At 73.8% G+C, this 26,888-nt stretch carries 21 protein-coding genes; 7 read left to right on the top strand and 14 right to left on the bottom strand.

Features of this window, described 5'->3' with window-relative positions; genetic code table 11:
• Window positions 1-90: 90 nt before the first annotated feature.
• Window positions 91-1,431 carry an aminotransferase class I/II-fold pyridoxal phosphate-dependent enzyme gene (locus LADH09A_RS26645; protein ID WP_238648349.1) on the bottom strand — a complete coding sequence of 447 codons (1,341 nt, stop codon included), beginning with the start codon at window positions 1,429-1,431 and terminating at the stop codon, window positions 91-93.
• A 36-nt stretch (window positions 1,432-1,467) separates the two neighbouring features.
• Between LADH09A_RS26645 and LADH09A_RS26640 the strand changes: the two genes are divergently transcribed.
• Window positions 1,468-2,709: a bifunctional pyridoxamine 5'-phosphate oxidase family protein/GNAT family N-acetyltransferase gene (locus tag LADH09A_RS26640; RefSeq protein WP_238648348.1), complete on the top strand. Its 1,242-nt coding sequence runs from the start codon at window positions 1,468-1,470 to the stop codon at window positions 2,707-2,709.
• On the top strand, window positions 2,709-3,380 hold the full coding sequence (leuE, locus tag LADH09A_RS26635) for a leucine efflux protein LeuE (protein ID WP_238648346.1): 672 nt from the start codon (window positions 2,709-2,711) through the stop codon (window positions 3,378-3,380). The genes LADH09A_RS26640 and leuE overlap by 1 nt, the downstream gene beginning before the upstream one ends.
• A gap of 20 nt (window positions 3,381-3,400) precedes the next feature.
• On the opposite strand, the gene LADH09A_RS26630 is transcribed toward leuE, so the two are convergent.
• The 10 genes from LADH09A_RS26630 to LADH09A_RS26585 all read right to left on the bottom strand — a co-directional run bounded on the left by LADH09A_RS26630 (window position 3,401) and on the right by LADH09A_RS26585 (window position 13,852).
• Entirely contained in the window at window positions 3,401-4,330 is a 930-nt protein-coding gene (locus LADH09A_RS26630) for a sporulation protein (RefSeq protein WP_238648345.1), read from the bottom strand.
• A gap of 121 nt (window positions 4,331-4,451) precedes the next feature.
• A complete protein-coding gene (locus LADH09A_RS26625) occupies window positions 4,452-5,516 on the bottom strand; it encodes a hemolysin family protein (RefSeq protein ID WP_238648344.1) in 1,065 nt (354 codons plus the stop codon).
• A 52-nt stretch (window positions 5,517-5,568) separates the two neighbouring features.
• Window positions 5,569-6,924: a hemolysin family protein gene (locus tag LADH09A_RS26620; protein ID WP_238648343.1), complete on the bottom strand. Its 1,356-nt coding sequence runs from the start codon at window positions 6,922-6,924 to the stop codon at window positions 5,569-5,571.
• A gap of 183 nt (window positions 6,925-7,107) precedes the next feature.
• Window positions 7,108-7,467 (bottom strand): monovalent cation/H(+) antiporter subunit G, encoded by a 360-nt coding sequence (gene mnhG, locus LADH09A_RS26615; protein WP_238648381.1) that lies wholly within the window; start codon window positions 7,465-7,467, stop codon window positions 7,108-7,110.
• The gene (locus LADH09A_RS26610; protein WP_179782637.1) at window positions 7,467-7,730 is read right to left on the bottom strand and encodes an MrpF/PhaF family protein; all 264 of its coding nucleotides are present in this window, start codon (window positions 7,728-7,730) and stop codon (window positions 7,467-7,469) included. The genes mnhG and LADH09A_RS26610 overlap by 1 nt, the downstream gene beginning before the upstream one ends.
• On the bottom strand, window positions 7,727-8,338 hold the full coding sequence (locus LADH09A_RS26605; protein WP_238648342.1) for a Na+/H+ antiporter subunit E: 612 nt from the start codon (window positions 8,336-8,338) through the stop codon (window positions 7,727-7,729). The genes LADH09A_RS26610 and LADH09A_RS26605 overlap by 4 nt, the downstream gene beginning before the upstream one ends.
• On the bottom strand, window positions 8,335-9,840 hold the full coding sequence (locus LADH09A_RS26600; protein WP_238648341.1) for a Na+/H+ antiporter subunit D: 1,506 nt from the start codon (window positions 9,838-9,840) through the stop codon (window positions 8,335-8,337). The genes LADH09A_RS26605 and LADH09A_RS26600 overlap by 4 nt, the downstream gene beginning before the upstream one ends.
• Window positions 9,840-10,319: a Na(+)/H(+) antiporter subunit C gene (locus tag LADH09A_RS26595; protein ID WP_238648340.1), complete on the bottom strand. Its 480-nt coding sequence runs from the start codon at window positions 10,317-10,319 to the stop codon at window positions 9,840-9,842. Before LADH09A_RS26595 ends, LADH09A_RS26600 begins: the two co-directional genes overlap by 1 nt.
• Window positions 10,320-10,374: 55 nt before the next feature.
• Window positions 10,375-13,209 carry a Na+/H+ antiporter subunit A gene (locus tag LADH09A_RS26590; RefSeq protein ID WP_238648338.1) on the bottom strand — a complete coding sequence of 945 codons (2,835 nt, stop codon included), beginning with the start codon at window positions 13,207-13,209 and terminating at the stop codon, window positions 10,375-10,377.
• A gap of 253 nt (window positions 13,210-13,462) precedes the next feature.
• A complete protein-coding gene (locus tag LADH09A_RS26585; RefSeq protein WP_238648337.1) occupies window positions 13,463-13,852 on the bottom strand; it encodes a hypothetical protein in 390 nt (129 codons plus the stop codon).
• A 178-nt stretch (window positions 13,853-14,030) separates the two neighbouring features.
• Between LADH09A_RS26585 and LADH09A_RS26580 the strand changes: the two genes are divergently transcribed.
• Entirely contained in the window at window positions 14,031-18,698 is a 4,668-nt protein-coding gene (locus LADH09A_RS26580) for an Lhr family helicase (protein ID WP_238648334.1), read from the top strand.
• 67 nt (window positions 18,699-18,765) lie between these two features.
• On the opposite strand, the gene LADH09A_RS26575 is transcribed toward LADH09A_RS26580, so the two are convergent.
• Window positions 18,766-19,341, bottom strand: coding sequence for a hypothetical protein (locus tag LADH09A_RS26575; protein WP_238648332.1), 576 nt, complete (start codon window positions 19,339-19,341; stop codon window positions 18,766-18,768).
• A 146-nt stretch (window positions 19,342-19,487) separates the two neighbouring features.
• Here LADH09A_RS26575 and LADH09A_RS26570 point away from each other — a divergent pair, with 146 nt between their 5' ends.
• Window positions 19,488-19,985: a GNAT family N-acetyltransferase gene (locus tag LADH09A_RS26570; protein ID WP_238648331.1), complete on the top strand. Its 498-nt coding sequence runs from the start codon at window positions 19,488-19,490 to the stop codon at window positions 19,983-19,985.
• A gap of 82 nt (window positions 19,986-20,067) precedes the next feature.
• Window positions 20,068-20,310, top strand: coding sequence for a CPCC family cysteine-rich protein (locus tag LADH09A_RS32005; RefSeq protein ID WP_110566168.1), 243 nt, complete (start codon window positions 20,068-20,070; stop codon window positions 20,308-20,310).
• Window positions 20,311-20,372: 62 nt separating this feature from the next.
• Here LADH09A_RS32005 and LADH09A_RS26560 read toward each other — a convergent pair whose 3' ends face one another.
• Window positions 20,373-21,638 carry a DUF8814 domain-containing protein gene (locus LADH09A_RS26560; protein ID WP_238648330.1) on the bottom strand — a complete coding sequence of 422 codons (1,266 nt, stop codon included), beginning with the start codon at window positions 21,636-21,638 and terminating at the stop codon, window positions 20,373-20,375.
• A 109-nt stretch (window positions 21,639-21,747) separates the two neighbouring features.
• Here LADH09A_RS26560 and LADH09A_RS26555 point away from each other — a divergent pair, with 109 nt between their 5' ends.
• Together LADH09A_RS26555 and LADH09A_RS26550 are read left to right on the top strand one after the other, a co-directional pair.
• Window positions 21,748-22,584: a DNA-formamidopyrimidine glycosylase family protein gene (locus LADH09A_RS26555; protein ID WP_238648329.1), complete on the top strand. Its 837-nt coding sequence runs from the start codon at window positions 21,748-21,750 to the stop codon at window positions 22,582-22,584.
• A 166-nt stretch (window positions 22,585-22,750) separates the two neighbouring features.
• On the top strand, window positions 22,751-26,353 hold the full coding sequence (locus LADH09A_RS26550) for a hypothetical protein (protein ID WP_238648328.1): 3,603 nt from the start codon (window positions 22,751-22,753) through the stop codon (window positions 26,351-26,353).
• A 32-nt stretch (window positions 26,354-26,385) separates the two neighbouring features.
• Here the strand turns inward: LADH09A_RS26550 and pspM are convergent.
• The coding region (gene pspM / locus LADH09A_RS26545; RefSeq protein ID WP_443677161.1) for a phage shock envelope stress response protein PspM at window positions 26,386-26,888 on the bottom strand (503 nt) is incomplete at its 5' end.

The following is a 26,888-nucleotide window of genomic DNA, read 5'->3' as shown; positions in this document are numbered from 1 at the left end:
GGCCCGCATACCCATCCCTTGCGCCCCGAATCACCGCAACCACGCGTTTTCTGCCCGTACCGGCCCGTCGTGTCGCCGAACGAGGTCTGGTCAGGTGGGGAAGCCCGGGGGTGGGCTGGGGTTGGCGGCGTGGGCCAGGGCGGCGGCCAGGGGGGCCAGGTCCGCGATGTCCAGGGAGCTGACGGTGACGCGTAGGGCGGGTGGGGCGGCGATCCGGTAGAGGGCACCGGGTGCCACCGCCCAGCCGGCGTCGCGCAACGCGGTGACCGCGCTGGTCTCGTCCTGCACCGGCAGCCAGACGTTGATGCCGCTGCGGCCGTGCGCGCTCAGGCCGTGCTCCGCCAGTGCGGTCAGCAGGCCGTCGCGCCGCCGCTCGTAGCTCTGCGCCGCCCGCCGCACCAGCTCGTCGACCGCCGGGTCCTGCCAGAGGGCGAGGACCAGCCGTTGCAGCACCGTGGAGACCCAGCCGGCGCCGACCCGCGTCCGGCCGGCCACCCGGGCCACCGTGGTCTCGTCGCCGACCAGCACCGCGAGCCGCAGGTCCGGGCCGAAGGGTTTGCTCACCGAGCGCAGGAAGGCCCAGCTCGCGGTCGCCCCGGCCAGCGGGTGCAGGGGTACGCGGGCCAGCTCGGCGGCGTGGTCGTCCTCGATCAGCAGCAGGTCCCGCCGGCCGGCCAGCAACGCCCGCAGCTCCTCGGCGCGGGCGGCGGAGACGGCGGCACCGGTCGGGTTCTGCGCCCGGCTGGTGACCACCAGCGCCCGCGCTCCGGCGGCGAGCGCTGCGGCCACACCGGCCACCAGCGGGCCCTCGTCGTCCAGGGGCACGCCGATCGGGCGCAGCCCCAGCGCGGCGACCAGATCCAGCAGGTTGGCCCAGCCCGGGTCCTCCACGGCCACCGCGTCGCCGGGACGCAGGTGGGCGCCGAGCAGCCGCTCGATGCCGTCCAGCGCGCCGCCGGTGAGGGTGAGCTCCCCGGCCGGTACGCCGTCGGCGCCCAGTCGGGCGCGAGCCGCCTCGGCCAGCTCGGGCAGGACTCCGGCGTGGGAGTAGCCGACCGACGGGCCGGCGTCGGCGGCGAGCGCCGCCAGGTGCGGGCCGAGCGGGGGCAGCAACCGGGGGTCGGGTTCCCCCCGGGACAGGTCACGGGCGCCGGGCAGCGGTGGAGGGCGCAGCGCGGAGCGGCGGGCGGCCACCGGTGGGCGGGAACGCACCCGGGTGCCGTGCCGCCCGGCGGTGGCGAGCAGACCACGCTGGCGCAGCTCCTGGTAGGCGCGGGCGACGGTGGCGGGGCTGACGCCCAGTTCGGCGGCGAGCGCCCGCACCGGCGGCAGTGCGGCCCCCGGGGACAGGGCGCCCGTACGGATGCCCGACTCGATGCTGGCCGAAATCTCGACGGCCGTCGTACCACTGAGCTGATAGCGTGCTGACACAAACAAGAGATTGTACTAGAACAAAGGGGCGCGCGCATGTATCCACCCACCGCCCGGACCACACCCCACCGTTCCCGCGACAAGATGAGCTACGACCGGGCCGCCGCACACGCCGTGCTCGACGAGGCGTACGACTGCGCGCTCGGCTTCACCGTCGACGGCCAGCCACGGGTGCTGCCCACCCTGCACGTCCGCATCGGCGACACGCTCTATCTGCACGGCTCCACCGGCAGCCGGCCACTGCTCGCCGCCCGGGGTGAGGGTCTCCCGGTCTGCGTCGCCGTGACCCTGCTCGACGGGCTGGTCTACGCCCGTTCCCAGTTCCACCACAGCGCCAACTACCGCTCGGTCGTCGCGCACGGCACCGCCCGACTGGTCACCGACGAGCGGGAGAAGCTCGCCATGCTCACCGCGCTGGTGGAGAAGGTCGGCGCGGGGCGCAGCACGCAGACCCGCCCGCCCAGCCGGCGGGAGCTGGCGGAGACCGCCGTGCTGGCGCTGCCCCTGCACGAGGTGTCCGTCCGGACCCGCAGCGGCGGGGTCCGCGAGGACGAGGAAGACCTGCACCTGCCGCACTGGGCCGGCGTGCTGCCGCTGCGGATGACCGCCGGGCTACCCGAGCCGGACGCCGGGGTCACCGCACCACTGCCGGCGTACCTGCGGGCGGCCCGTACGCCCTGGCACGACCCAGTGACGCTGCACGGCGAGCACGTCCGGCTGGAGCCCCTGGGCCTGGCGCACGCCGACGAGCTGCACACCGCCACCGGGGACGCCGAGGTGTGGCGGCACCTCAGCGTCGCAGCGCCCACCTCCCCCGCCGGGATCGCCGAGGTGATCGGCACCGCCCTGGCCGCCCAGCACCGCGGCGAGCGGGTGGCCTGGGTGCAGCGGTGTGCGGCGACCGGGGCGGTGGTCGGCAGCACGTCCTTCTACGAGATCGACCCGGAACGGCGGTCGGTGGCGATCGGGCACACCTTCCTCGGCCGACCCTGGTGGCGTACCGGGATCAACACCGAGGCGAAGTTGTTGCTGCTCAGCCGGGCCTTCGACGATCTGGGCGCGGTACGGGTGGCCTGGCACACCGACATCCGCAACGTTCGCTCCCAGGAGGCCATCGAACGTCTCGGCGCGACCCGGGAAGGGGTGCTGCGGATGCACCGGCAACGCCCGGACGGCTCCTGGCGGGACACCGTGCAGTACGCGATGACCGTCGACGAGTGGCCGAACGCACAGGCCACGCTGCGAGAAAGACTTCTGCGGACGGCACCGGTGGCGTGATGATGGCGGGCGTGCTGGGGATCACCGACATCTGGACGTACGTGCTGGGCACCGTGGCCATCATCCTGCTGCCCGGGCCGAACTCACTCTTCGTGCTTTCCACCGCGGCCAAACGGGGCGTCGCGGTCGGCTACCGGGCCGCCGCCGGGGTGTTCGTCGGCGACTGGGTGCTGATGTTCCTCTCCGCCGCCGGGGTGGCGTCGCTGCTCAAGGCGTACCCGCCGCTGTTCATGGTGATCAAGTACGCCGGTGCCGCGTACCTCGGTTATGTCGGGGTGACGATGCTGCTCGGCGCCGCGCGGCGCTGGCGCGACCGCAACGACCCGAATACGCCGCGGCTCATCGACGCCGCGGAGCCGGCGGCGATGCGCAGCCCCTTCCGCAAGGCGCTGGTGATCAGCCTGCTGAACCCGAAGGCGATCCTGTTCTTCATCTCGTTCTTCATCCAGTTCGTCGACCCCGGCTATGCCTGGCCGGCGCTGTCGTTCCTGCTGCTCGGCATGATCGCGCAGGTGACCAGCGCGCTCTACCTGACCGCGTTGATCTTCGCGGGCACCTTCCTGGCCACCCAGTTCCGCCAACGTCGCCGCCTGGCAGCCGGCGGCACCACCGCCGTGGCAGCCCTGTTCCTCGCCTTCAGCCTCAAGCTGGCCACAGCCAGCGCCGGCTAGCCCCCAGCCCCGGCTCCGGGTCAGGTGCCGTCGCCGCCGGAGCCGCCTCCTCCGACACCGGCGCCGCCGGCGGTGCCACCCAGGCCGTAGCCGGGTTGGATCGGCTCGTCGGGGTGGCGGCTGACGTGGGCGGATCCCGCGATCTGCGCGGACCAGTCGGCGTGCGCGGCCGCGGCGGCGTGCCGGTTGATCGCCTGCCGGATCCAGCCGTCCACGGTGGCGACCCAGTCGCGCCGTTCGGCGTCCTCGTGCCAGATCCGGAACCGGCTGATGCTCTGGTGGGTGATCCCGGCCAGCGCCAGCCGGCGATCCATCCAGAGGATCGCCTCCAGGCCCGCCGAGTTGGTCACGAAGATCACCTCCAGTTCGGTGATCGGGCCGGCGTAGAGCGGCCCCACCCAGTAGCCCCAGCGCTGGTGCAGGGGCAGGGTGTGCTCCACCCCGGGCAGCCCACCCTGCAGCAGCCCGGACTGGCGGATCATGAAACCGAGCGTGTCCAGCGCGGCCAGCACGTGCTGCTGGGTGGGGATCGGGTGTACGAAGACCGGCACCATGGCGCCCTGGTCGAGATCGGGGTCGAGTGACACCTCGGTCCGCAGACCCATCCGCAGGCTCAGCAGCGGCACCCCACCGAACGTGGTCACCGGGGTCTCCCAGGGCAACGGAAACGCGAAGTCGACCGCCCGCCGTCGACCAGCCGGCACGACGAACCGGCCGGCGATCGGTAGCTGGTGGAACTGCATGAGACGCCGGGCGGCCGCCGGGTCGTCCGGTTCGACGGTGGTGACGAGGCCGAGCCGGATGTGCCGCACCAGCACGTCCTCCGGGCCGGCCGCGAGGGTGACCCGCCCCGGCAGGCGCAGGCCCGGGCGGGTGCTCGGGTTGGGGAGCGTGGTCTGCACGGACAGCCCGGTCCCGCCGGACTCCGGGGACACTCCCGTCAGCCGCACCGCGCGCCCCCTCCCGGAGCGGGGCAGCGCCGCCCCGCACCAGCCGCGCCTACCCCGTCGGGGTGATCTCAAGCGCGCCGCTGACCCGGCCGCACCTCGTCGGTGCGGCCGGGTCGACCCCTCAGCGCAACCGCCGCCCGCGCGGGACCGTGTCGGTCTCGTCGTCGAACTCGCCGATGACCTCCTCCAGGAGGTCCTCCAGGGCCACGAAGCCGATCGGCCGGGCCGGGCCACCGCCGTTGCGCACCAGCGCGAGCTGCGACTGCCGCGCCCGCATCGCCGCCACCGCCTCGGTGACCGAGGACGTCGCGGGCAGGGTGAACGCGGGTGTCATCAGCTCTCCCGCGGTGGCGACGCGACCGGTGGTGACCACCCGCACCGCCTCCCGGACGTGCACCAGGCCGCAGACGTCGCCCGCCTCGTCGAGCACCGCCAGTCGGGACCGCCCGCTGGCCCGGCTGACCTCCTCGATCCGCCCGGCCGGGTCGTCCCGACGGACGGTGACCATCGTGGCGAACGGTTCCATCACCTGCGCCACCGACGTGCCCTGCAACTCCAGCATGCTGGTCAGCAACTGGTGCTGCTCGGCGCCGAGCAGCCCGTGCTCACGGGACTGCTCCAGCAGGATCCGCAGCTCGTCCGGGCCGTGCACCTGGGCGAGCTGGTCCTGCTGGTTGACCCCGAACAGCCGCAGGATCGCGTTGGCCAGGGCGTTGAGCGCGGACAGCACCGGCCGGGACACCCGGGCGAAGGCGCGGAACGGCAGGGCGAGCAGCGTCGCCGAGCGCTCCGCGTCGGTGATCGCCCACGACTTCGGTGCCATCTCCCCCACCACCAGGTGCAGGAAGGTGACCACCCCGAGGGCGAAGATCAGGGCGACCAGGTGGCTGGCCGCGTCCGGCAGGCCCACCGCGTGCAGCAGGGGGCTGAGCAGGTGCTCGATCGCCGGTTCGGCCAGCGCACCGAGACCGAGGGTGCACAGCGTGATGCCGAGCTGCGCCCCGGCCAGCATCAGCGACAGCTCGCGGACGCCGTCCAGCGCGGCGCGTGCCGCCCGACCACCGTTCGCCGCCGCCTGCTCCAGGCGGTAGCGCTTGCTGGCCACCAGGGCGAACTCGGCGGCCACGAAGAACCCGTTCAGCGCCAGCAGGATCACCGAGCTGAACAGCGCGATACCGGGGCTCATCGGCGCTTTCCTTCATTCGCGACTGCGGGGCTCGCAAGCTCACTCTTCGCGCTCATGCGGTCACCCCCGGCTTGGTGAGCTGAAGCCGCACCGAGTCGGCCACGTGCCGGTCCACGGCCAGCACCTCGACCAGCGCGCGGGGCTCCGCCTCGTTGACCTCGCCGTCCGCGCCCTCGGGTTGCAGGCTGATCTCCAGCCGGTCACCGACCTCCGGCACGCGACCCAGCTCCCGCATCACCAGCCCGGAGAGGGTGTCGTACTCCGGGGCCTCGGGCAGCGCGATGCCCGTGCTGTCGGCGACCTCGTCGATCCGCCAGCGCGCCGGCACCACCCAGGACCCGTCGTCCTGCCGGGCGGGCGCCCGCTCCGGTGGGTCGTCCTCGTCGCGGATCGGGCCGACCAGTTCCTCGGCGATGTCCTCCAACGTGATCACGCCGGCGAAGCCGCCGTACTCGTCGACAACACACGCCATCTGCCGGTGACCGGAGCGCAGGCGGTCGAGCACCGTGGGCAGGGGCAACGTCTCCGGTACGAGCAGCGGTGGCCCCGCCACCGCGCTCACCGGGGTGGTCGCCCGCTCCCCCGGGGGTACGCCGAGCACGTCGGCGATGCCGACGACGCCGACCAGGTCGTCGACGCCCTCCGTTCCCCGGACCGGGAAGCGGGAGTGACCGGTGTCCAGCAGTTCGACCACCCGGCTGACCGGCTCGTGCGCCCGCACGGTGTGCACGTCGACCCGGGGCACCATGGCCTCCCCGGCGGTCAGCTCGCGGAAGTCCAGACCTCGGTCGAGCAGCGTGGACATCTCGGCGTCGAGGCTGCCCTCCTCGCGGGACTCGGCGATGATCTGTTCCAGGTCCGCCGGGGTGGCGCCGCTGGGCAGCTCCTCGATCGGCTCGATGCCGAGCCGGCGCAGCAGGCGTACCGATGCCCGGTCGAAGAGCCGGATCAGCGGCCCCGCGACGGCCAGGTAGATCAGGGTGGAGCGGCTCAGCGCCCGGGCCAGTTGCTCGGCCCGCGCGATGGCCAGGTTCTTCGGGGCCAGCTCACCGAGGACCATCTGCACGATGGTGGCGATGACCAGGGCCAACGCCACCGAGAGCGGCAGGCTGACGGCCTCGCTGACACCCGCCACGCCGAGCAGGTCGGCGAGGCCCCCGCCCAGGTACGGCTCGGCGACGTAACCGACGAGCAGGGCGGTGACGGTGATGCCGAGCTGGGCGCCGGAGAGCATGAAGGAGAGCCGGCTGGTGACGGTCAGGGCCCGGGCGGCGGCGGGGTCGCCGTCGTCGGCGAGCTGGCGCAGCTTGCCCCGGTCCACGGCGACGTAGCCGAACTCCTGCGCCACGAAGTAGCCGGTGGCGGCAGTGAGGAAAATGATCAGAAGGAGACCAACGACGATCAACACGGGTCGCTCAGGGCTCCCGGGGTCGTCGGTACGGGGATATGCCGGGCACGACCCGGCTGGCTACTGCTGCCCTCCTGGGCAGAAGAGTCGATCATGCCGCTATTTTATCGGCGCTGGCTGGGACTCCGCTGGGGGTGGGCCGAAGGAGCGGATCGTCCGGTTCGCCGGCCACTCGCCAGGTCGTCATGCCGGCCCCGCCGGCCCACTGCCGGAACCCCGTTCGGCCAGTTCGTCGGCGTCGAGGAGGCCCCGGTCGAACCTCCCCGACCGGTACGCGGCCCGCCCGATCATCTGGGCCGCGACCGGTGCGGTCGCCAACTGGAAGACCGCCACCAGCAGGATCATGCCCAGGTCCGCCGGGGACCGCAGCCGCAACGCGATGCCCAGCAGCAACAGCATCACCCCGAGCACCTGCGGTTTCGTGGCGGCGTGCATCCGGCTCAGCGCGTCCGGGAATCGCAGGACGCCGATCGCGGCGGCCAGGCCGAGCAGGGCGCCGGCCACCAGACAACCGGCCCCGAGCCAGTCGGCGATCGTGGCGATCACTGCTGCTCCCGGACCGCGAAGCGGACCAGCGACACCGAGCCCACGAAGCCGAGCAGGGAGAGCACCACCAGCACGGGCAGTGTGGTGGCGTGGCGGTTGACCGCCGCCTCGGCGCCCACCGCGCCGACCATGGTGGCCAGCAGCATGTCCGCGGCGATCACCCGGTCCACGAGTGACGGGCCACGGTAGAGGCGCAGCAGCGCGAGCAGCGCGGTCACCGACAGCAGGACGGTGAGGACGACGGCCAGGAACGTGGTCACGAGCGGGTTCCCTTCGCGGGAGAGTCGGTCTCGATGCGGCGCAGTTCGGCGGCGGAGCCCACCGCCCGGACGATCCGCCGTTCGACGGTGAGCGTGCGGTCCCGGGCGACCTCCAGGTCCCCCGGGCCGTGGGTGTCCAGCACGTGCAGGTAGAGCGTTCCGGAATCCCGGTCCACCTCGAGGATCAACGTGCCCGGCACCAGCGAGACCGCCTCGGCGGTGAGCGCCAGGTTGAGGTCGCTGGGCACCCGCAACCGGACCGCGACGATCGCCCCGCGGGGCCGGTAGCCGGGCTGCACGGCGATCCGGGCGACGTGCAGGCTCGCACTGACCAGCTCGATCACGAACCGGCCGGCGAAGACCAGCAGCGCCCCGGGCCGCAGCCGACCGCCGAAGCTGACCGCCGGCAGCGGGTAGAACACCAGCACCGCGCCGCCCACCAGCAGGCCGCCGACCAGGTTGGCCCAGTTGAGGTCGCCCCAGAGCAGGCTCCAGACCGCCACCAGCCACCCGAGCGCCACCACCTGGTCGCGCCAGCGCCCGAGCCGTCCGCGCCCCACGGTGGCGGGCCCGGGGGCGTCGGGCGCCGGCTCAGGGGGGCCGGTCACGGCACACCGCCCGGCAGCACGGCCTGCACGTACGGGGTACGCAGTCGCAGGTCGGCGGCCGCGTCCGTGGTGACGTCGAAGAGCGGACCGGCCAGCAGGGTCAGCGCCAGCCCGAGGGCGACCAGGGCCACGGTGGCCCCGACCATCAGCTTCGGCAGCGGGACGGCCGGCTCGCTGGTGGCCGAGCGGGGCGCACGCCAGAAGGCGATGTTCCACACCCGGGACGCCACGTAGAGCGTGAGCAGGCTGGTCACCGTGCCGGCCGCGACCAGCACCCCGGGCAGCGGCCCGCCGGCTGCCACCCCGGCCTGGAGCAGGCCGAGCTTGCCGAGGAACCCGGAGAACGGCGGCACCCCGGCGAGGTTCATGGCCGGGACGAAGAACAGCACCCCGAGCAGCGGCGCCACCCGGGCCAGCCCACCGATGCGCCGCAGGTCGGTGCTGCCCGCGCGCTCCTCGACCAGCCCGGCGACGAGGAACAGCGTGGTCTGGATGGTGATGTGGTGCACCACGTAGAAGATCGCGCCGGAGAGACCGGCGACGGTGCTCAGCGCCACCCCGAAGATCATGTAGCCGATGTGGCTGACCAGGGTGAACGAGAAGAGCCGCTTCAGATCGGACTGGGCCACCGCCCCGAGGATGCCGATCACCATGGTCAGACCGGCGACGACCATGAGCAACGTGTCGGCGTGCCCGCCGGGAAACAGCAACGTCTCGGTGCGGATGATCGCGTACACGCCCACCTTGGTGAGCAGGCCCGCGAAGACGGCGGTGACCGGGGCGGGTGCGGTGGGGTAGCTGTCCGGCAGCCAGGCCGACAGCGGAAAGACCGCCGCCTTGATGGCGAACGCCAGCAGCAGCATCAGCTCCAGGGCCAGTCGGACGCCGTCGGGCAGGTCGTCGAGGCGCTGGGCGAGCTGGGCCAGGTTGAGCGTGCCGGTGGCCGCGTAGACCAGTCCCACCGCCATCAGGAACATCATCGAGGAGAGGATGCTGACCACGACGTACGTCGACCCGGTCCGGATCCGGGCTGCCGTGCCCCCCAGCGTGATCAGCACGAAGCTCGCGGCCAGCAGGATCTCGAACCCGACGAAGAGGTTGAACAGGTCACCGGCCAGGAACGCGTTGGTGACGCCGGCGGTGAGCACCAGGTACGTCGGGTGGAAGATCTCCACCGGTGTGGACTCGCTGCTCTCGCTGCGACCCTGGCCGATCGAGTACAGCAGCACGCAGAGGGTCACCGCCGACGAGACCACCACCATCAGCGCGGCGAGCTGGTCGGCGACCAGCACGATGCCGACCGGGGCCGGCCACCCACCGACCGCCACCACCACCGGCCCGTGCCGGTACGCCTGCACGAGCAGCAGCAGGGCCACGGTGAGAGTGCCGCCCAGGCAGAGCACGCTGATCGCGCGCTGGAGTCGGGGCCGTCCGGCCAGCAGCAGTGTCAGTGCCGCACCGAGCAGCGGCACCACCACCGGCAGCGGCACCAGCGCGCTCATCACGCCTCCTCCCCGCGCCGGAGCCGACGGCGGGCGGGCTCGGGATCGACCTGCTCCGGGTCGCCGTTCGGCCCCTCCCCACCGTGGTCGACAGCGCTCTCCTCGTTGCGGACCGCCCGGCGGATGATCTGCCGGTCCTCCAGGTCGTCGGGCACCTCGTCGTCGCCGGTGAGATACCAACTGCGGTACGCCACCGCCAGCAGGAACGCGGTGAACCCGAAGGTGATGACGATGGCGGTCAACACCATCGCCTGCGGCAGCGGATCACTCATCTGGTCCACCGCACCGGTGCCGACGATCGGCGCCCCACCCGAGCGCCCACCCAGCAGGATCAACAGGTTCACCCCGTTGCCGAGAAGGATCACCCCGAGCAGGATCCGGGTCAGGCTGCGCTCCAACAGCAGGATCACGCCGCAACCGACCAGCACCGCGACGGCCAGCACCAGCACCAGCGTCGGGCCCGCGCCGCTCGCCGTCACTGTTCCGCCTCTGTTCGCGACTGCGGGGCTCGCAAACCCGGCTCAGTCCTCGCGCTCACGCCCGGTCCCCCTTGTCGACGGCCAGGCCACCCGTGGCCGTCCCGGTGGCCTCGATGTGCCGGTCCACCTCGGCGCCGAGGCTGCGCAGGATGTCCAGCACCAACCCGATCACGACCAGGTACACACCGATGTCGAAGAAGAGCGACGTGACCAGGTGGACGTCGCCGACCAGCGGCAGGACCCGGTCGACCTTGGCGCTCTCCAGCACCGACCCGCCGACCAGCAGTGCCACCACGCCGCTGCCCACCGCCATGGCCAGCCCGGCGCCGAGGATCGCGCCGGCGCCGATCGGCGCCGCCTCGGTCAGCTCGTACCGGCCGCCGGCCAGATAGCGGACCACCAGGGCGAGACCCGCCACCAGACCGCCGGCGAAGCCACCGCCCGGCGCGTTGTGCCCGGAGAGGAGCAGGAAGAGGGAGAACAGCACCACGGTGTGGAAGATCAGCCGGATGACCACCTCCAACACGATCGACCGGCGCTCCTCGTAGAGAGTGGGACCGCCGCGCAGCCACACCGGCCGGCCGGGTTCGTCCGACCGCTGACCCGACTCCGGTCGGCGCGGTCGCGGCCCGGTGCGGGACCGCTCGAAGATCAGGCTGGCCACCCCGGTCGCGGCCACCACCAGCACCGCCAGCTCGCCCATGGTGTCCCAGGCCCGGATGTCGACCAGGGTCACGTTGACCACGTTGCGGCCGTACCCCTCGACCACCGCCAGATCCGGGAAGGCCGCACTGATGTCCGGTGCCCGGCGGGCACCGGCGGCGGTCAGGGCCAGCCCGGCGGCCACCACACCCACCGCCACCCCGATCGCCCGGCGAACCCAGCGGGTACGCCGCATCGGACGGGCCGAGAACCGCTGCGGCAGACGCCGCAGCACCAGCACGAACACCGCGATCGTCGCGGTCTCGACCAGGAACTGGGTGAGCGCCAGGTCCGGTGCGCCGTGCAGGACGAAGAGCATCGCGGTGCCGTAGCCGGTCATCCCGACCAGCAGCATCGCGGTCAGGCGACGGCGGGCACCGACCGCCAGCACCGCGGCGACCGTGATCACCAACACGACCACCGGTTGCAGCAGGCTGTCCCAGAGCGGGATCCGGGCCCGCCACGGGCCGGCGGAGATCATCGCCGCCCCGGGCACCAGCACCAGGGTGACCAGGATGATGCCCAGATACTGCGGCAGGGAACCGCGCTGGGTCGCGCCGGTGACCTCGATGGCCGCCCGGTCGAACCGGCCCACGACCCACTCGTACCCCTGGTTGCCGCTCACCGGCGAGCGGAGCCGGGCCAGCACCGGGGCCAACGGCCCGCGCACCGCGAACAGCAGGCCGCCGCCGACGAGCGCCAGCACGGACAGGCCGAGCGCCGGGGTCGGCCCGGACCAGAGCGCCAGGTGCGCGTCGACCCCACCGAGCAGATCGGCGTACGGACGCAGCAGCTCGTCCAGCACGCTCGCGGCCGGGCCGGCGAGCAGACCGACCCCGGCGAGCACCGCCGGCGGGACCAGCAGGGACGCGGCGATGGGTCCCGACTGGACCGGTTCCACCCCCGACCGGTCGGCGAACGCGCCCCAGAGGAAGCGGGCGCTGTACGCGACGGTGAGCACCGTCCCGGCGACCAGGCCGGTGAGGAGCACCGGCTGATCGGTGAACGCCCCGAACACCGCCTCCTTGGACACGAAGCCGACCAACGGCGGCACCCCGGCCATCGACGCCGCGGCCAGCACCGCCACCACGAACAGCGGCCGGGACCAGTTCCGTAGCCCGGACAGCTCGCGCAGGTCACGGGTGCCGGTGCCGTGGTCGATGATGCCGACGACCAGGAACAGCGCCGCCTTGAACAACGCGTGCGCCAGCAGCATCGCCGCGCCGGCCAGGGCGGCGTCCGGGGTGCCCGACCCGGTCACCGCGATCAGGAGGCCGAGCTGACTGACCGTCCCGTACGCCAGCAGCAGCTTCAGATCGGTCTGCCGCAACGCGGCCCACCCGCCGACCAGCATGGTGGCCACGCCGGCGACCTGCACCACGGGCCGCCACGGACCGACCGTGGCGAGCGCCGGCGCCAGCAGCCCGACCAGGTAGACGCCGGCCTTGACCATGGCGGCGGCGTGCAGGTACGCGCTGACCGGCGTCGGTGCCGCCATGGCGACCGGCAGCCAGGAGCTGAACGGAAGGATCGCCGACTTGGACAGCGCGCCGGCCAGGATGAGGAGCACGGCGCCCACCAGGTACCCGCCGCCGGGCAGTGGCTGAGCCGCGATCTCCGACCAGCGGTAGGTGCCGGCGTGCTCGCCCAGCATGATGAACCCGACCAGCATGGAGAGCCCGCCCAGCGTGGTGACGGTCAACGCCTGCGCCGCCGCCCACCGGCTGGAACGCCGTTCGGTGCTGTGCCCGATCAGCAGGTACGAGAAGATCGTGGTCAACTCCCAGCCGACGTAGAGCAGCAGCAGGTCGTCGGCGAGGACCAGGACGAGCATCGCGCCGGCGAACGCGACCAGGACCCCGGCGAACTGCGCGAGCCCGACCGAGCCGGCATGGAAGTAACGGGCGCTGTAGACCAGCACCAGCGCACCGATGCCGCCGATCAGCAGCGTCATCAACCAGGACAACGTGGTGAGCCGCAACGCGATGTCCAGGCCCAACTGCCCGATCCACGGGTACGTCTCGACCACCGCCCCGCCGTCGCTGACGGCCGGAGTGCGGGCCAGCGCCCAGCAGAACGCGGCGGCCGGCGCGAGCGCCAGCGGGTAGCACGCCCTGGGTCCCCACCACCGGACGAACAGAGGTGCGGCGAGAGCCGCCACGAGGTGGAGGACGAGCAGTACCAGCACCTGCGCTCCCGATCGAGGTGGCCGACGCCCGTGCAGCGGTGGCGCCTAGCAGCGATCAGACGCCAGTTCGTGGCTCTCCGGGCGGTTTTGCCGGAATTCGTGCGCAGGCAAAGATCCTTGCCACCTCGCCGACCATGGAGCTGTGGTGCCGGTTTCGTTCCACGCCGGGGCCTTTGTCACCCACCACAACTCCATGATCGACCCGGGTGGGGGTGCGGTGCGGGGTGGGGGCCGGGGGCGGTGGGGGGCGGGTTTAGTGGAAGAGGGTGTTGGCGAGGGGGTGGGGGGTGTCGGGGGTGGGGTGGTCGCGGCGGAGGTCGGCCAGCAGGTCGAGGCGGCCGAGCTGACGCGCGACCCGGTCGACCACCCGTTCCGCGGCGGCCAGCGACCGCACCGACAGCAACCGACCTCGGCTCTCCCGGCGCAGCACGAAGTAGTGGACGGCGACGCGCACCTGGCCGCGATCGGCGGCGCTCGCCTGGGCGGTACAGAGGACCAGCTCACGCAGGCACCGGGCGAGGCGTTCGGCAAGCTCCAGCTCGGGACCGTGCAGGCCGCCACCGCGGAGCGCGGCAAGATGACTGTCGACCTTGCGAATCAGCACGTCGGTGCCCGGTTCGATGGTGCGCTGCTCGCCGGTCATCAAATCCCCTCACCCCGGTTCGCGTTGCGAGTGAAGTTACTTTATGTTGCTCCATAGAAGCAAGCAGTTAAGTGAGACTTAACGGATCAAGCGCACCTTCCACGCTTTTTACTGATGTCGGTGCACATTCCGCCGCAGGTCGCTCGTGGTTGTCGTACCGGCGGGGCACGATGGACCGGTGACCGGGGCAGATGCAGACGCCGGCGCGGTGCTCGCCGGGTTCGGCCCGGCCACCCGCGCCTGGTTCGACGCCGCCTTCGCCGCCCCCACCGCCGCACAGACCGGCGCCTGGCGCTCGGTCGCCGCAGGTCGCAACGCCCTCGTGGTGGCACCCACCGGCTCGGGCAAGACGCTCGCGGCCTTCCTCTGGTCACTGGACCGGCTGGCCCGCGAGCCGGCACCGGCCGAGGCCCGCCAGCGGTGTCGCGTGCTCTACGTCAGCCCTCTCAAGGCCCTCGCCGTCGACGTGGAGCGCAACCTGCGCGCCCCGCTCGCCGGGATCCGGCAGGCGGCGACCCGGCTGGGCGTCGCACCGCCCGACATCACCGTCGGCATGCGCACCGGCGACACCCCGGCCGACGAGCGGCGCGCCTTCGCCCGCACCCCACCGGACATCCTCATCACCACTCCCGAGTCGCTGTTCCTGCTGCTCACGTCCGCGGCCCGCGACTCGCTGCGCGGCGTCCAGACGGTGATCGTCGACGAGGTGCACGCGGTGGCCGGCAGCAAACGCGGCGCCCACCTCGCCCTCTCCCTCGAACGGCTCGACGAGCTGCTGCCCGCTCCGGCGCAGCGCATCGGGCTCTCCGCCACCGTCCGCCCGATCGACGCCTGCGCGCAGTTCCTCGGCGGGGCCCGCCCGGTCGACGTGGTGCAGCCGGCCACCGCGAAGACCATCGAGGTCAGCGTGCAGGTCCCGGTGGAGGACATGACCCGCCTGGACGAGCAGGAGCAACCACCGGAGGACGACCTCGGCGGCCCCGGGCCACGCCGCGCCTCGATCTGGCCGGCCGTCGAGGAGCGGGTCTTCACCCTCATCGGGCAGCACCGCTCGACCATCGTCTTCACCAACTCCCGCCGCAGCGCCGAGCGCCTCTGCGCCCGGCTCAACGAGCTGGCCGCCGAGGCGGTGGCCGCCGCGTCGGGCGACGGCGCGATCGGCGTACCGGAGGGGCTGCCGGCCGGCGACGAGCCGGCGGGTGACGACGACCCGGCCTCCGGCGCGCAGCTGTGGGGTGGCCCGGCCGGTCCGGTGCGCAACCGGCCGCCGGCCGAGGTGATGGCCCAGGCCGGCGCGGCCAGCGGCGCGGCGCCGGTGATCGCCCGCGCCCACCACGGCAGCGTCTCCCGCGAGGAGCGCAAGCACATCGAGGAGGCGCTCAAGTCCGGCCAGTTGCCGGCGGTGGTGGCCACCTCCAGCCTGGAGCTGGGCATCGACATGGGCGCGGTCGACCTGGTGGTGCAGATCGAGGCGCCGCCCAGCGTGGCCTCCGGTCTGCAACGGGTCGGCCGTGCCGGGCACCAGGTGGGCGCGATCTCCCGCGGGGTGGTCTTCCCCAAGCACCGCGGCGACCTGCTCTCCTGCGCGGTCGTCGCCGAGCGGATGGCCGACGGCGCGATCGAGGAGCTGCACTACCCGCGCAACCCACTGGACGTGCTGGCCCAGCAGATCGTCGCGATGGTGGCCCTGGAGCCGTGGCCGCTCGGCGACCTGGCCGTGCTGGTCCGCCGGGCCGCACCCTTCGCCGAGCTGCCCGACTCCGCGCTGCACGCGGTGTTGGACATGCTCTCCGGTCGTTACCCGTCCACCGCCTTCGCCGAGCTGCGCCCCCGGCTGGTGTGGGACCGGGCCACCGACCTGCTCACCGGCCGTCCCGGCGCGCAGCGGCTCGCGGTGACCAGCGGCGGCACGATTCCCGACCGGGGCCTGTTCGGGGTCTTCCTGGCCGGTGCCGAGCGGGCCGCCCGGGTGGGCGAGCTGGACGAGGAGATGGTCTACGAGTCCCGGGTCGGGGACGTCTTCCTGCTCGGCTCCTCCTCCTGGCGCATCGAGGAGATCACGCCCGACCGGGTGCTGGTCTCGCCCGCCCCCGGTCAGGCCGCGCGGATGCCGTTCTGGAAGGGCGACCAGTTGGGCCGGCCGGTGGAGCTGGGCCGGGCCATCGGCGCCCGGGTGCGCACCCTGCTGCGGCAGACCGACGAGGCGGCGCTGGCCGCCCTGCGTGACGGTGGTCTGGACGACTGGGCCGCCAGCAACCTGATGGCTTACCTGCGCGAGCAGCGAGAGGCCACCCGTTCGCTGCCGGACGACCGCACGGTCGTGGTCGAGCGGTTCCGCGACGAGCTGGGCGACTGGCGGCTCGCCGTGCACAGCGTCCTCGGCGCGCGCGTCAACGGGCCCTGGGCGCTCGCCGTGGGCCGCCGGCTCGCCGAGCGCTATGGGGTGGACGCCCAGGTGATGCCCTCCGACGACGGCATCGTGGTCCGGCTTCCGGACACCGCCGACGAGCCGCCCGGCGCCGACGTGGTGGTCTTCGAGCCGGACGAGATCACCCAGCTCGTGGAGGAGTCGGTCGGCACCTCCGCGCTCTTCGCCGCCCGCTTCCGGGAGTGCGCCGCCCGGTCGTTGCTGCTGCCCCGCCGCGACCCGCGCCGCCGCCAGCCGCTCTGGCAGCAGCGCCAACGCGCCGCGCAACTGCTCGACGTCGCCCGCGAGTACGCGGACTTCCCGGTCACCCTGGAGGCTGCCCGGGAGTGCCTCCAGGACGTCTTCGACCAGCCGGCGCTGGCCGGCCTGATGCGCGACCTGGCCACCCGCAAGGTGCGGCTGGTCGAGGTCGAGACCAGCGCGCCGTCGCCGTTCGCCAGGTCGCTGCTCTTCGGCTATGTCGGCGCGTTCCTCTACGAGGGCGACGCGCCGCTCGCCGAGCGTCGCGCCGCCGCGCTCGCCCTGGATTCCACTCTCCTCGGTGAGCTGCTCGGCCGGGTCGACCTGCGCGAGTTGCTCGACCCGGCCGTGCTCACCGAGACCGATCGGCAGCTGCGCTGGCTGACCGAGCAGCGCCGCCCCCGCGATGCGGAGGACGTGGTCGAGCTGCTGCGGGTGCTCGGTGACCTGAGCGACGCCGAGTTGACCGAGCGGGGTGTGCCGGAGGCCTGGCTGACCGAGCTGGAGGCGACCCGCCGCGTGCTGCGGGTCCGCATCGCCGGAGAGCAGCGCTGGGTGGGTGTCGAGGACGCCGCCCGTCTGCGCGACGCCCTCGGCGTGGCGTTGCCGGTCGGGGTGGCCGAGGCGTACCTCGCCCCGGTGGTCGATCCGCTCGGTGACCTGGTGGCCCGCTACGCCCGCACCCACGGGCCGTTCGCCGCGGCCAGCTGCGCGGCCCGCTTCGGGCTGGGCGTGTTCGTCGTCGAGCAGGCGCTGCGCCGGCTCGGCGCCACCGGGCGGGTGGTCTCTGGTGAGTTCACCCCGGATTCGGCCGGCCCACAGTGGTGCGACGCCGAGGTGCTGCGGATGCTGCGCCGCCGCTCGCTCGCGGCGCTGCGCCGGGAGATCGAGCCGGTGCCGCCCCGGGCGCTGGCCACGTTCCTGCCCCGCTGGCAGCAGATCGGCTCGTCCGCCCGAGGGGTGGAGGCGCTGGCCGCGACGGTGGAGCAGTTGCAGGGCGCGGCCGTGCCGGCGTCCGCGCTGGAACGGTTGGTGCTGCCCGGCCGGGTCGCCGACTACTCCCCCGCCCAGCTCGACGAGTTGTGTGCCAGCGGGGAGGTGCTCTGGGCCGGGTCGGGTGCGATCTCCGGCGGCGACGGCTGGGTCACCCTGGCGTACGCGGACGCCGCACCGCTGCTGCTCCCGCCGCCCGACGAGGCGCTGACCCGCACTCCGCTGCACGACGCGGTGCTCGACGCCCTCGGCGACGGGCAGGCGCTGTTCTTCCGGCCGCTGGCCGACCGGGTCGGCTCGACCGACGACGCGGCGTTGACCACCGTGATCTGGGATCTGGTGTGGGCCGGGCACCTCACCAACGACACCCTGGCCCCGCTGCGGGCGGTGCTCGGCGCGGGCGGGGCGCACCGCTCGCGGCCGTCCGCGCCACGCACCCGTTACCGGCGGCCCGGTCGGGTGGCGCTGCCCACCCGGGGTGGTCCGCCGACCGTCGCCGGCCGCTGGTCGCGCCTCCCCGAGCGGGACGTCGACCCGACCCGACGTGCCGCCGCGCTCGCCGACGTCCTGCTGGAGCGGCACGGGGTGGTCACCCGCGGCGCGGTGATGGCCGAGCAGGTGGTCGGCGGGTTCTCGGCGGTCTACCCGGTGCTGTCGGCGCTGGAGGAGCGCGGCGCGGCCCGCCGGGGTTACTTCGTCGAAGGGCTGGGCGCGGCGCAGTTCGCGGTGCCCGGGGCGGTGGACCGGCTGCGCGCCCTGGCCGACCCCGCCGACGGTGCCCGGGGCCGGGGCACTCCGGCCACCGTGCTCGCGGCCACCGACCCCGCCAACCCGTACGGCGCGGCACTGCCCTGGCCGGAACGGGTGCTCGACTCCGGCGACGGTGCCGCTCCGTCGACCGGGCACCGGGCCGGCCGCAAGGCCGGTGCGCTGGTGGTGCAGGTCGGTGGCGACCTCGTCCTCTACGTCGAGCGCGGCGGCCGCACGCTGCTCTCCTTCAGCGACGACACCGACACCCTGGCCGCAGCCGGCAAGGCGCTCGCCGACGCCGTCCACTCCGGGGCGTTGGGCGCGATGTCGGTGGAGCGGGCCGACGGCGAGGCGGTGCACTCCTCACCGCTGCGCGACGCGCTGACCGCCGCCGGTTTCCGGGCCACTCCCCGCGGCCTGCGCCTGCGCGGCTGAGCCGCCCCACCCGCCGCCGGTCGCCCGGCCAGCGATGCCGCTTCGAGCGTGATGCCAGGTTCGGTGCTCAGCGCAGGCCGTCGAGCACCTTCTCGTAGCGCGGGCGGTCAGCGGCCGGGGTCTTCGCCTCCAGGTAGTTCAGCACCACCGCCCCACGCTGGTACGACTGGCCACCCCAGGTCTGCGCGATGTCACTGGCGCTGGTCTCGTCCGGGAACACGTAGACCGTGACGGCACCGGTGGCGATCAGCTCGGAGCAGCCCAGACCGAGACCGTCCGGGCCACAGTCGACGGAGCGGTCCTTGGGGTTGGGCACCTTCAGGCCGGCGGCGCGGAAGGCGTCGACGACCTGCTTCGCCCCGGGCGCACTGGCCGGACGTTTGGGCAGCACTACCGGGGGCGGGCTGGCCGGCCGCCGCTGGGTCGGACCCTGTGCCCCGGCGGACGGCGCCCCCGGGGCGACCAGCGCGCTGGTGGTGGGGGACGCTGCGGACCCCGGCGCGCTCGGAAGGCCGGTGGGGGTCACCTCGGACGAGGCCGACGGGGCTGCGCTCGACCGGCCGTCGTCGTCACTGCCGCAACCGGCGGTGAGGGCAACGGCGACCAGCAGGGCTCCGACGGCGGGCAGGCTCCGAATTGTCACCAGAGCAGTCTGCCCAACGGCTTCCGGCGACGGGAGGGGCCGGTCGGTCACTGCGCTGTCCCGTATCCGGCACCCACCGCTGGACCACTCGACGCGGGTACGATCCCGGCCGGCAGGGCGACACTGCGACGAGCGGAGGCCGGGGCGTGGGTGAGTTCGAGGTACGGGCGATCAGACCCGACGAACGGACAGCGGTCGACGCGCTGCACGAGCGCGAGTGGGGCGGCCCGTACGTGGTCGCCCACGACAGCCGCCACGACCTGCGTACCCTGCCGACCCTGGTGGCGGTCGACGACACCGGGGCGGTGGCCGGCGCGTTGACCTACCACGCGGACGGGGACGGCCTGGAGGTCGTCAGCCTGGTCGCGGCCGTGCCCGGCAGTGGGGGCGGCACGGCGCTGCTCGCGGCGGCGACGGCCACCGCCGTGTCGAGGGGCCTGTCCCGGGTGTGGTTGGTCACCTCGAACGACAACCTGCGGGCGCTGCGGTTCTACCAGCGGCGCGGTATGCGGCTGGTCGGCGTGGACCGGGGCGCGGTGGATCGGGCCCGCCTGCTCAAGCCGGAGATCCCGGAGGTGGGCGATGACGGGATCCCCCTGCACGACGAGCTCGTCCTGGAGTGGCGCGCCAACGTCGAGCGTTAGCCCACGGTGGGCCTCCCCGGGGCGGCCCCGAGGGACCTCCTGCGGGTATCGGGCTGATGTTCGACTGTGGAATGCTGCCCCGGTGGGTGAACAAGTGGTTCCCGTGGGTTGTCCCTGCTGTGCATCCCGGACCGGCGGGGGGACCTGCCCGGTCTGTTTCTGGACCGACGACGGCCAGACCGACGCGGACGCCGACGCCGTCCGGGGTGGCCCCAACGGCGACCTGAGCCTCTCGCACGCTCGACTCAACTACGCCGTCTACGGTGCCAGCCACCCGCGCTACCAGGACATGGTGCGCCCGGCCCGCCCCGACGAGCGCCCCTGACGCAGCGCCCGGCCCGCCCCGACGAGCGCCCCTGACGCAGCGCCCGACGGGGCGGGTACGGGTCAGCAGACCGGCACGCTGCCGCCGTACACGCCCGAGATGTAGGCGTGGCTGACGTACTGGCCGGTCGCCAGGCGGTTCCAGCGGGTGGTGGTGCGGTAGGGACCGGCGACCGACTGGCCGGTGACGTAGCACTGGATCGGCACGTGGGCCAGCCGGGCGGCGAGACCACGGACCGCGTACGACGTGCTGGCCCCGGAGCGGATGTTGAGCGGGCCGTCACCGACCACACCACGCGGTCCGCCGCCGGTCCACAGGTAGGCGACGTCCACCCAGGCGTTGGTGGTGAGCCGCAGACCGTCCCAGAAGGTGCCGTCGGCCAGGTCGATGCCGGCCGGGTTGAGCACGGTACGCCCGAACTGGTCCCGCCCGCCGTTGTAGCCGGACTGGTACGCGGCCTGCGCCTCGGGCCGGCCCTGCGGCAGGTTCTTCCAGTTCTCCCGCACTGACGAGGGGTTCCAGTAGTCGTCGCGGGTGTTCCACGGACCGACGTCCCAGACGGGGGCGTACTCGCAGCGGGCACCGCTGGTCGTGCAGACCCGCACGGTGTAGTCGCCGGTGTTGAGCGGGGACAGGCCGCGCCGCGACGGGAGTGCCACGAAGTGGTCCCGGGGTTGCACGGTGCGGCCGTTGGCGGTCACCTCGCCGACCAGGCCGATGCGGGTGGCGTACACCCGGTAGGTGCGGCCGGGCGTGGCGGCGGAGGCGGCGGCGGTCGCGTCGGCGGTGAGCCGCACGCCGCGTACGGTCGCGGTGGCGCCGCCGTCGGGCGCGGTCAGCACCACCCGGGTCTGCACCTGGGTGACCGGCCGGTCGAAGACCGCGCCGTCGGTGGCGGCCCGCCACTCCGTCCAGCCGGCCGTCCGCCAGCCGCGGACCTGCGCCTCCACGGTCGCCCCGGCGGGGATGGAGGCGCTGATCTCGGCGTGGACCCGGGTGGCCGGCCGGGCCAGGGTGCGGGGTGTGGTCAGCAGCATTCCCTCGGCGACGGCGCTGTGTGGGCTTCGAGCGCGGTGGCCGGTGGGCCGGACGTCCCGCAGTCGCAGCCCGGCAGCGGCGCGGCGGACGTTGACGTCGTCCCGGTCGACGACCGAGATGTCGGCGTTCCACCGTTCGCCACCGGGTGCCCCGGCGGTGAGGATGATCGGAGTGCCGGCGGCGGGGGTGCTGCGGCCTGCGCTGGTGGCGGGCAGGAGCGCGGCGGCGAGCAACAGGGAGAGAGTGGCGACGAGGGCGACGGATGGGATACGACAATGAGGTCGCTTCATGGGCATTCTCCTCAGAACTCTCTGACCCTCGCATGTCGGGAGATCATGAGGAACCTCTGTACAAATAGCGACACATGCGAATCCTGCTCAAAAGAGGGAGGATGGCAGGGTGCCCGAAGGCGACACCGTCTGGAACACCGCGCGCGTGCTGCACCGCGCGCTGGCCGGCGCGCGGATCACCAGGAGTGACTTCCGGGTGCCGCAACTGGCGACCACCGACCTCAGCGACTGGACGGTGCGCGAGTCCGCCAGCCGGGGCAAGCACCTGCTGCTGCGCCTCAGCTCCCCCGGCCGGAGCCCCGCCGGGCAACCCGCGACCGACACCCTCTGGACCCTGCACTCACATCTGCGGATGGACGGCGCCTGGCGGGCGTACGCCCCGGGGGAACGGTGGGGCGGACGGCCCGCGCACCTGATCCGGGTGGTGCTGCACAGCCCCGCCGCCGTCGCGGTCGGCTACCACCTGCACGAGATGTCCCTGCTGCCGACCGCCGAGGAGGACCGGCTGGTCGGCCACCTCGGCCCCGATCTGCTCGGGCCGGACTGGGACCCGGACGAGGCGGCCCGCCGGCTCGGCGACCACCCGGAGCAGACCATCGGTGAGGCGCTGCTCGACCAGCGCAACCTGGCCGGGGTGGGCAACCTCTACAAGTGCGAGGTGCTGTTCCTGCGGGGTGTGTCGCCGTGGACCCCGGTCGGCGCGGTGTCGGACCTGCCCGGCATGGTGGCCCTCGCGCAACGGCTGCTGGCGGCCAACCGGGGTCGGTGGACGCAGAGCAGCACCGGGTCCCTGCACCGGGGGCAGACCAGCTACGTGTACGGCCGCCGCGCCCAGCCATGCCGCCGCTGCGGCACGGCGATCCGCAAGGAGGAGCTGGGCGAGCGGGTCACCTACTGGTGCCCGGTCTGCCAGCCTGAGCACGCGGGCCGGCCTGAGCCGGGCTGACCAGGCAGGCGATTCGCCAACGTCGCGCCAGAAACGGACGATTGGGTAATTCCTATCCGGCCTCCGGAGTCGCATGCTGCGGTTGAACCCTCACCGACCGTCAGCAGAGTGCCGAGGTTCGCCACGTCGGGGTGGCGGACGTCGTGCCCCGACCCCGGGGAGAGTCATGGCGATGTTCCGCAGGCTCCGCTCCACCTTCTTCGAGCGGACCACCCGCGAGACCAACGGCCGGGCGGCGTCCGTGCCCGCCGCGCGTACCGCCGAGGAGGCCGCGCCGGCACCGAGCCTGGACCCGGCCGTGGTGCCGCGCAGCTTCGGTCCCGTGCCGAACTTCGCCCACAGTCCCCGCCCCACGCGTGACCCCGCCGGGCGGGTGGTGCCGGGCACCGGGCTGCGCAAGTTCATCGACCCGCTGCCCGTTCCGGGCCAGCAGGGCCGCACCGACCTCGGCAGCCACCTGCCGGTGGCAGCCCCGGACACCATCAGCTACCCAGGGTGCGACTACTACGAGATCGGCCTCCAGGAGTACGCGCAGCGGCTGCACCGGGACCTGCCGGCCACCCGGCTGCGCGGCTACCGGCAGCTCAACGTGGGCACCGACGCGACGGGCCACAACACCGTGGCGCCCCCCGAACGGCCCTGGCACCTCGGCCCGATGATCCTCGCCCGCCGGGGTCGACCGGTCCGGGTGAAGTTCATCAACCAGCTCCCCACCGGCCGGGCCGGCGAGTTGTTCCTGCCCGTGGACGACACGCTCGCGGGCGCCGGACCCGGCCCGCTGGACGGGCCGGCCCCGTACCCGCAGAACCGGGCGGTGCTGCACCTGGCCGGGGCGCAGACCGGTTGGACCAGCGCCGGCAACCCCGGTCAGTGGATCACTCCGGCCGGGGAGATCACCCCGTACCCGACCGGGGTGGGCGTGACGCACGTGCCGGACATGCCGGCGCCGGGTGCCGGCGCCACCACCCTCTACTACCCGAACGAGCAGAGCGGACGGCTGCTGTGGCTGCACGACAACACCCTCGGCCTGGCCCGGCTCACCGTCTACGGCGGGCAGCTCGCGCTCTACCTGCTCACCGACCCGGCCGAGGACCAGCTCGTCGCCGACGACGTGCTGCCGGCCGACCAGTTGCCGCTGGTGATCGAGGACAAGACGTTCGTGCCGGACGACACCCAGCTCGCCGCCGAGGACCCGACCTGGGACCGGGAACGCTGGGGTGCCCGGGGAAGCCTCTGGCACCCCCACGTGTACCAACCGCGGCAGAACCCGTACCGCTCCGGCGGACGCAACCCGACCGGCCGGTGGGACTACGGCCCCTGGTCGCGCAACCCCACCCCGGACACCCGCACCGACGGATGGGCCCCGAACCCGCACCACGACCCGGTGGACGCCCCGGACGAACCGCCGCTGAGCCCTGGACTGCCGCACCCGTCGGCGGTCCCCGAGGCGTACGGCGACACCCCGCTCGTCAACGGCGTCGCCTACCCCTACCTGGAGGTCCGCCCGCGGGCGTACCGGTTCCGAATCCTCAACGCCTGCCTGGACCGCAGCCTCAACCTCCAGCTCTACCGCGCCTGCTCCGACGCGGCGATGTGGACGGCCGACGGCGTGCTCGCCGACGCCGACGCCGGCGAGGTGCCGATGGTGCCCGCCGTGCGGGCGGCGGACCGGCCGCCGGGGTGGCCGACCGACGGACGCGACGGCGGTGTGCCGGACCCGCGCACGGCAGGGCCCGAGTTCATCCAGATCGGGAACGAGGCCGGGCTGCTGCCCGCCCCGGTGGTGCTGCCGAACCGGCCGATCGGCTACCGGTACGACCGGCTCGACCCGACCGTGCTGAACGTCGACGGGCACACCCTGCTGCTTGCCCCGGGTGAGCGGGCCGACGTGCTGGTCGACTTCTCCGCCGTGCCGCCGGGCAGCACGCTGATCCTGTACAACGACGCCCCGGCTCCGCTGCCGGGCTACGACCCCCGCTACGACCAGCACACCGACGCGGCGGACCGGAGCGCCGAGGGTGGCCCGCCCCCCACCGAGCCGGGGTACGGCCCGAACACCCGCACCCTGCTCCAGTTGCGGGTCACCGGGACGCCCGCGCCGCCGTACGACCTGGCCCGCCTGCGCGAACGGCTGCCCCTGGCGTACGCGGCCAGCCAGCGCCCGCCGATCGTGCCGCAGCCGGCGTACGACCCGGCGTTCGGCACGCGCACGGCGTCGGAGACGGCGGTGCCGGTGCACGCCACCACTGTGACGTTCACCCCGGCGGGCGGTGCCGGCCCGGTAACCCTGCCGATCGCGGTCAAGGCCGCTCAGCAGGTCTTCGAGCCGGATCACGGCCGGTGGGCCGGCCGGCTCGGCGTCGGGCACCCGCACGCCGGCCCGCTCAACCCGACGACGCTGCCGCTGGGCCCGGCCGACCCGGTGACCGAGGTGCTCTTCGCCACCGACCCCGCCGTGCCGGTGGGCACCCCGACCGACGGCACCCAGCTCTGGCGGATCAGTGGCAACGTCCGGCAGACCGAGCCGCTGCACTTCGGCGGCTGCGACGTGCAGGTGGTCAACCGCGTCGGTTGGGACGGCACGCTGCGGCCGCCGCACGGCACGGAGCTGGGCTGGAAGGACGTCGTCCGGGTCAACCCCCGGGAGGACGTCGTGGTGGCGCTGCGCCCGGTCGCCCCGGTGCTGCCGTTCAAGCTGGGCGACAGCGTCCGGCTGCTCGACCCGGGTCTCCCGGCCGGGGCCCGCACCGGGTCGACGCCGGTCAGCCCGGCGGACGGGCGGCCCGCCATGGTGGTCAACCAACTGGTCAACCTGGGCTGGGAGTACCGCTGGCACAGCCACCTCGCCGGTCACCGCGACGGCGGGATGACCCGGCCGCTGGTGCTGCGGGTGGCCCCGAAGGCACCGACCGGGCTGACCGCCACACCGGCGCCCGGCTCGGCCACCGCGCTACCCGCGATCGCCCTGGCCTGGACCAGCAACGGCGGACGACCACCCGCCACCAGCCACCTGCTGCAACGCGCCACCGACGCGACCTTCGGTGGCGAGGTCACCACGATCACCGTCGCGGCCGCCGCCACCCGGTACACCGATGCGACCGTCACCCCCGGGGTGACGTACCACTACCGGATCCGGGCGGAGAACGCGGTCAGCTACTCGTCCTGGTCGAACGGGGTGCCCGCATCGGTGCACCTGGCGGCCCCGAGCGGCCTGGTCGCGGCGCTGCCGCCCGCCGCGCCCCTGCGGGTGGCGTTGCGCTGGGCGAACCGGTCGTTCGCCACCGGCATCGACGTGCAGCGGGCGACCAACCCGACGTTCACCAGCGGCCCGGGCACCACGGCGATCGGGGTCAGCGACAACCACCTCGACGTCACCGTCGCACCGGACACCACGTACTACTACCGCGTACGCACCACCTACCTGGGTGCCGCCTCGGCCTGGTCGACAGTCGCCACGGTGAGCTGCCCACCCGCGCCCGGCACCCCCAGCGAGGTGAGCGCCACGGCCAGCGCGCCCGGGCCGGACACGGCGACGGTGATCCTGGCCTGGGCGGCCAGCACACCCACCGGCCCCGGGGCCGGGTTCACCGTGCAGCGGGCACTGGACCCGGCGTTCGACCAAGAGGTCGCCACCTTCACCGTGACCGGTCGGGGCTTCACCAACACCGGGCTGTCGCGGGGCGTGACCTACCACTACCGGATCCGGTCGTTCAACGTCGTGGGCAACTCGCCGTACACCGGCCCGGTGCTGGTCACGACACCACCGTGACCGGCCCGACGGGCCCGCCGTCGGCGCTGCTCTCAGCGGGTGGGCGCGCGCAGCGGCGTGCCGACGGCGCGCAGCTCGGCCAGGGCGCCGGCAACGCCGTGCAGCAGGTCGGTCGCCTCGGTGAGCCGGTCGGCGGCCGGGTGGGCGGTCTCCGGTCGGGCGTCCTCGGCCAGGTAACCGGCGGCGGCGACCACCAGCCGTTCATAGGCGGCCACCCCGCCCTCCAGTTGGGCGGTGAGCACGGCGTGCGCCTCGGCCAGCGGCGCCCGGGCGTCGGCCGGGGCCAGCCGCAGCGCACGTTCGACGCTGGCCACCCGTGCGGCCAGGTCGCGCAGCGAAGCGTCCGCGGCGGCGGCCTCCTGCACGGCGGGCCCGGCCAGCCCGGTGAGCCGGGGGGCCATCCCGGCCAGGGTGAGTGCCGCCCGATCCAGTCGGGCCCACTGCTCGCCCGCGCTGGTGCCTCGCAGGGCTATCCGGGATCGGACCCGGCGAACCTCGGCCAGCACGCCCGGGCCGACCCGGGCCCGCCCCCCCG

It is taken from the genome of Micromonospora cabrerizensis (assembly GCF_022230955.1).
GTDB classification, from domain to species: domain Bacteria; phylum Actinomycetota; class Actinomycetes; order Mycobacteriales; family Micromonosporaceae; genus Micromonospora; species Micromonospora cabrerizensis.
This window is presented reverse-complemented; position numbering and strand designations above follow the sequence as displayed.

Excerpts from the sequence above, each read along its gene's own strand:
- LADH09A_RS26640 (WP_238648348.1), top strand. The coding sequence starts at position 1,468 with ATGTATCCACCCACCGCCCGGACCACACCCCACCGTTCCCGCGACAAG.
- LADH09A_RS26625 (WP_238648344.1), bottom strand. The coding sequence starts at position 5,516 with ATGAGCCCCGGTATCGCGCTGTTCAGCTCGGTGATCCTGCTGGCGCTG.
- LADH09A_RS26550 (WP_238648328.1), top strand. The coding sequence starts at position 22,751 with ATGGCGATGTTCCGCAGGCTCCGCTCCACCTTCTTCGAGCGGACCACC.
- LADH09A_RS26585 (WP_238648337.1), bottom strand. The coding sequence starts at position 13,852 with ATGACCGGCGAGCAGCGCACCATCGAACCGGGCACCGACGTGCTGATT.
- leuE (WP_238648346.1), top strand. The coding sequence starts at position 2,709 with ATGATGGCGGGCGTGCTGGGGATCACCGACATCTGGACGTACGTGCTG.
- LADH09A_RS26600 (WP_238648341.1), bottom strand. The coding sequence starts at position 9,840 with ATGAGCGCGCTGGTGCCGCTGCCGGTGGTGGTGCCGCTGCTCGGTGCG.
- LADH09A_RS26560 (WP_238648330.1), bottom strand. The coding sequence starts at position 21,638 with ATGAAGCGACCTCATTGTCGTATCCCATCCGTCGCCCTCGTCGCCACT.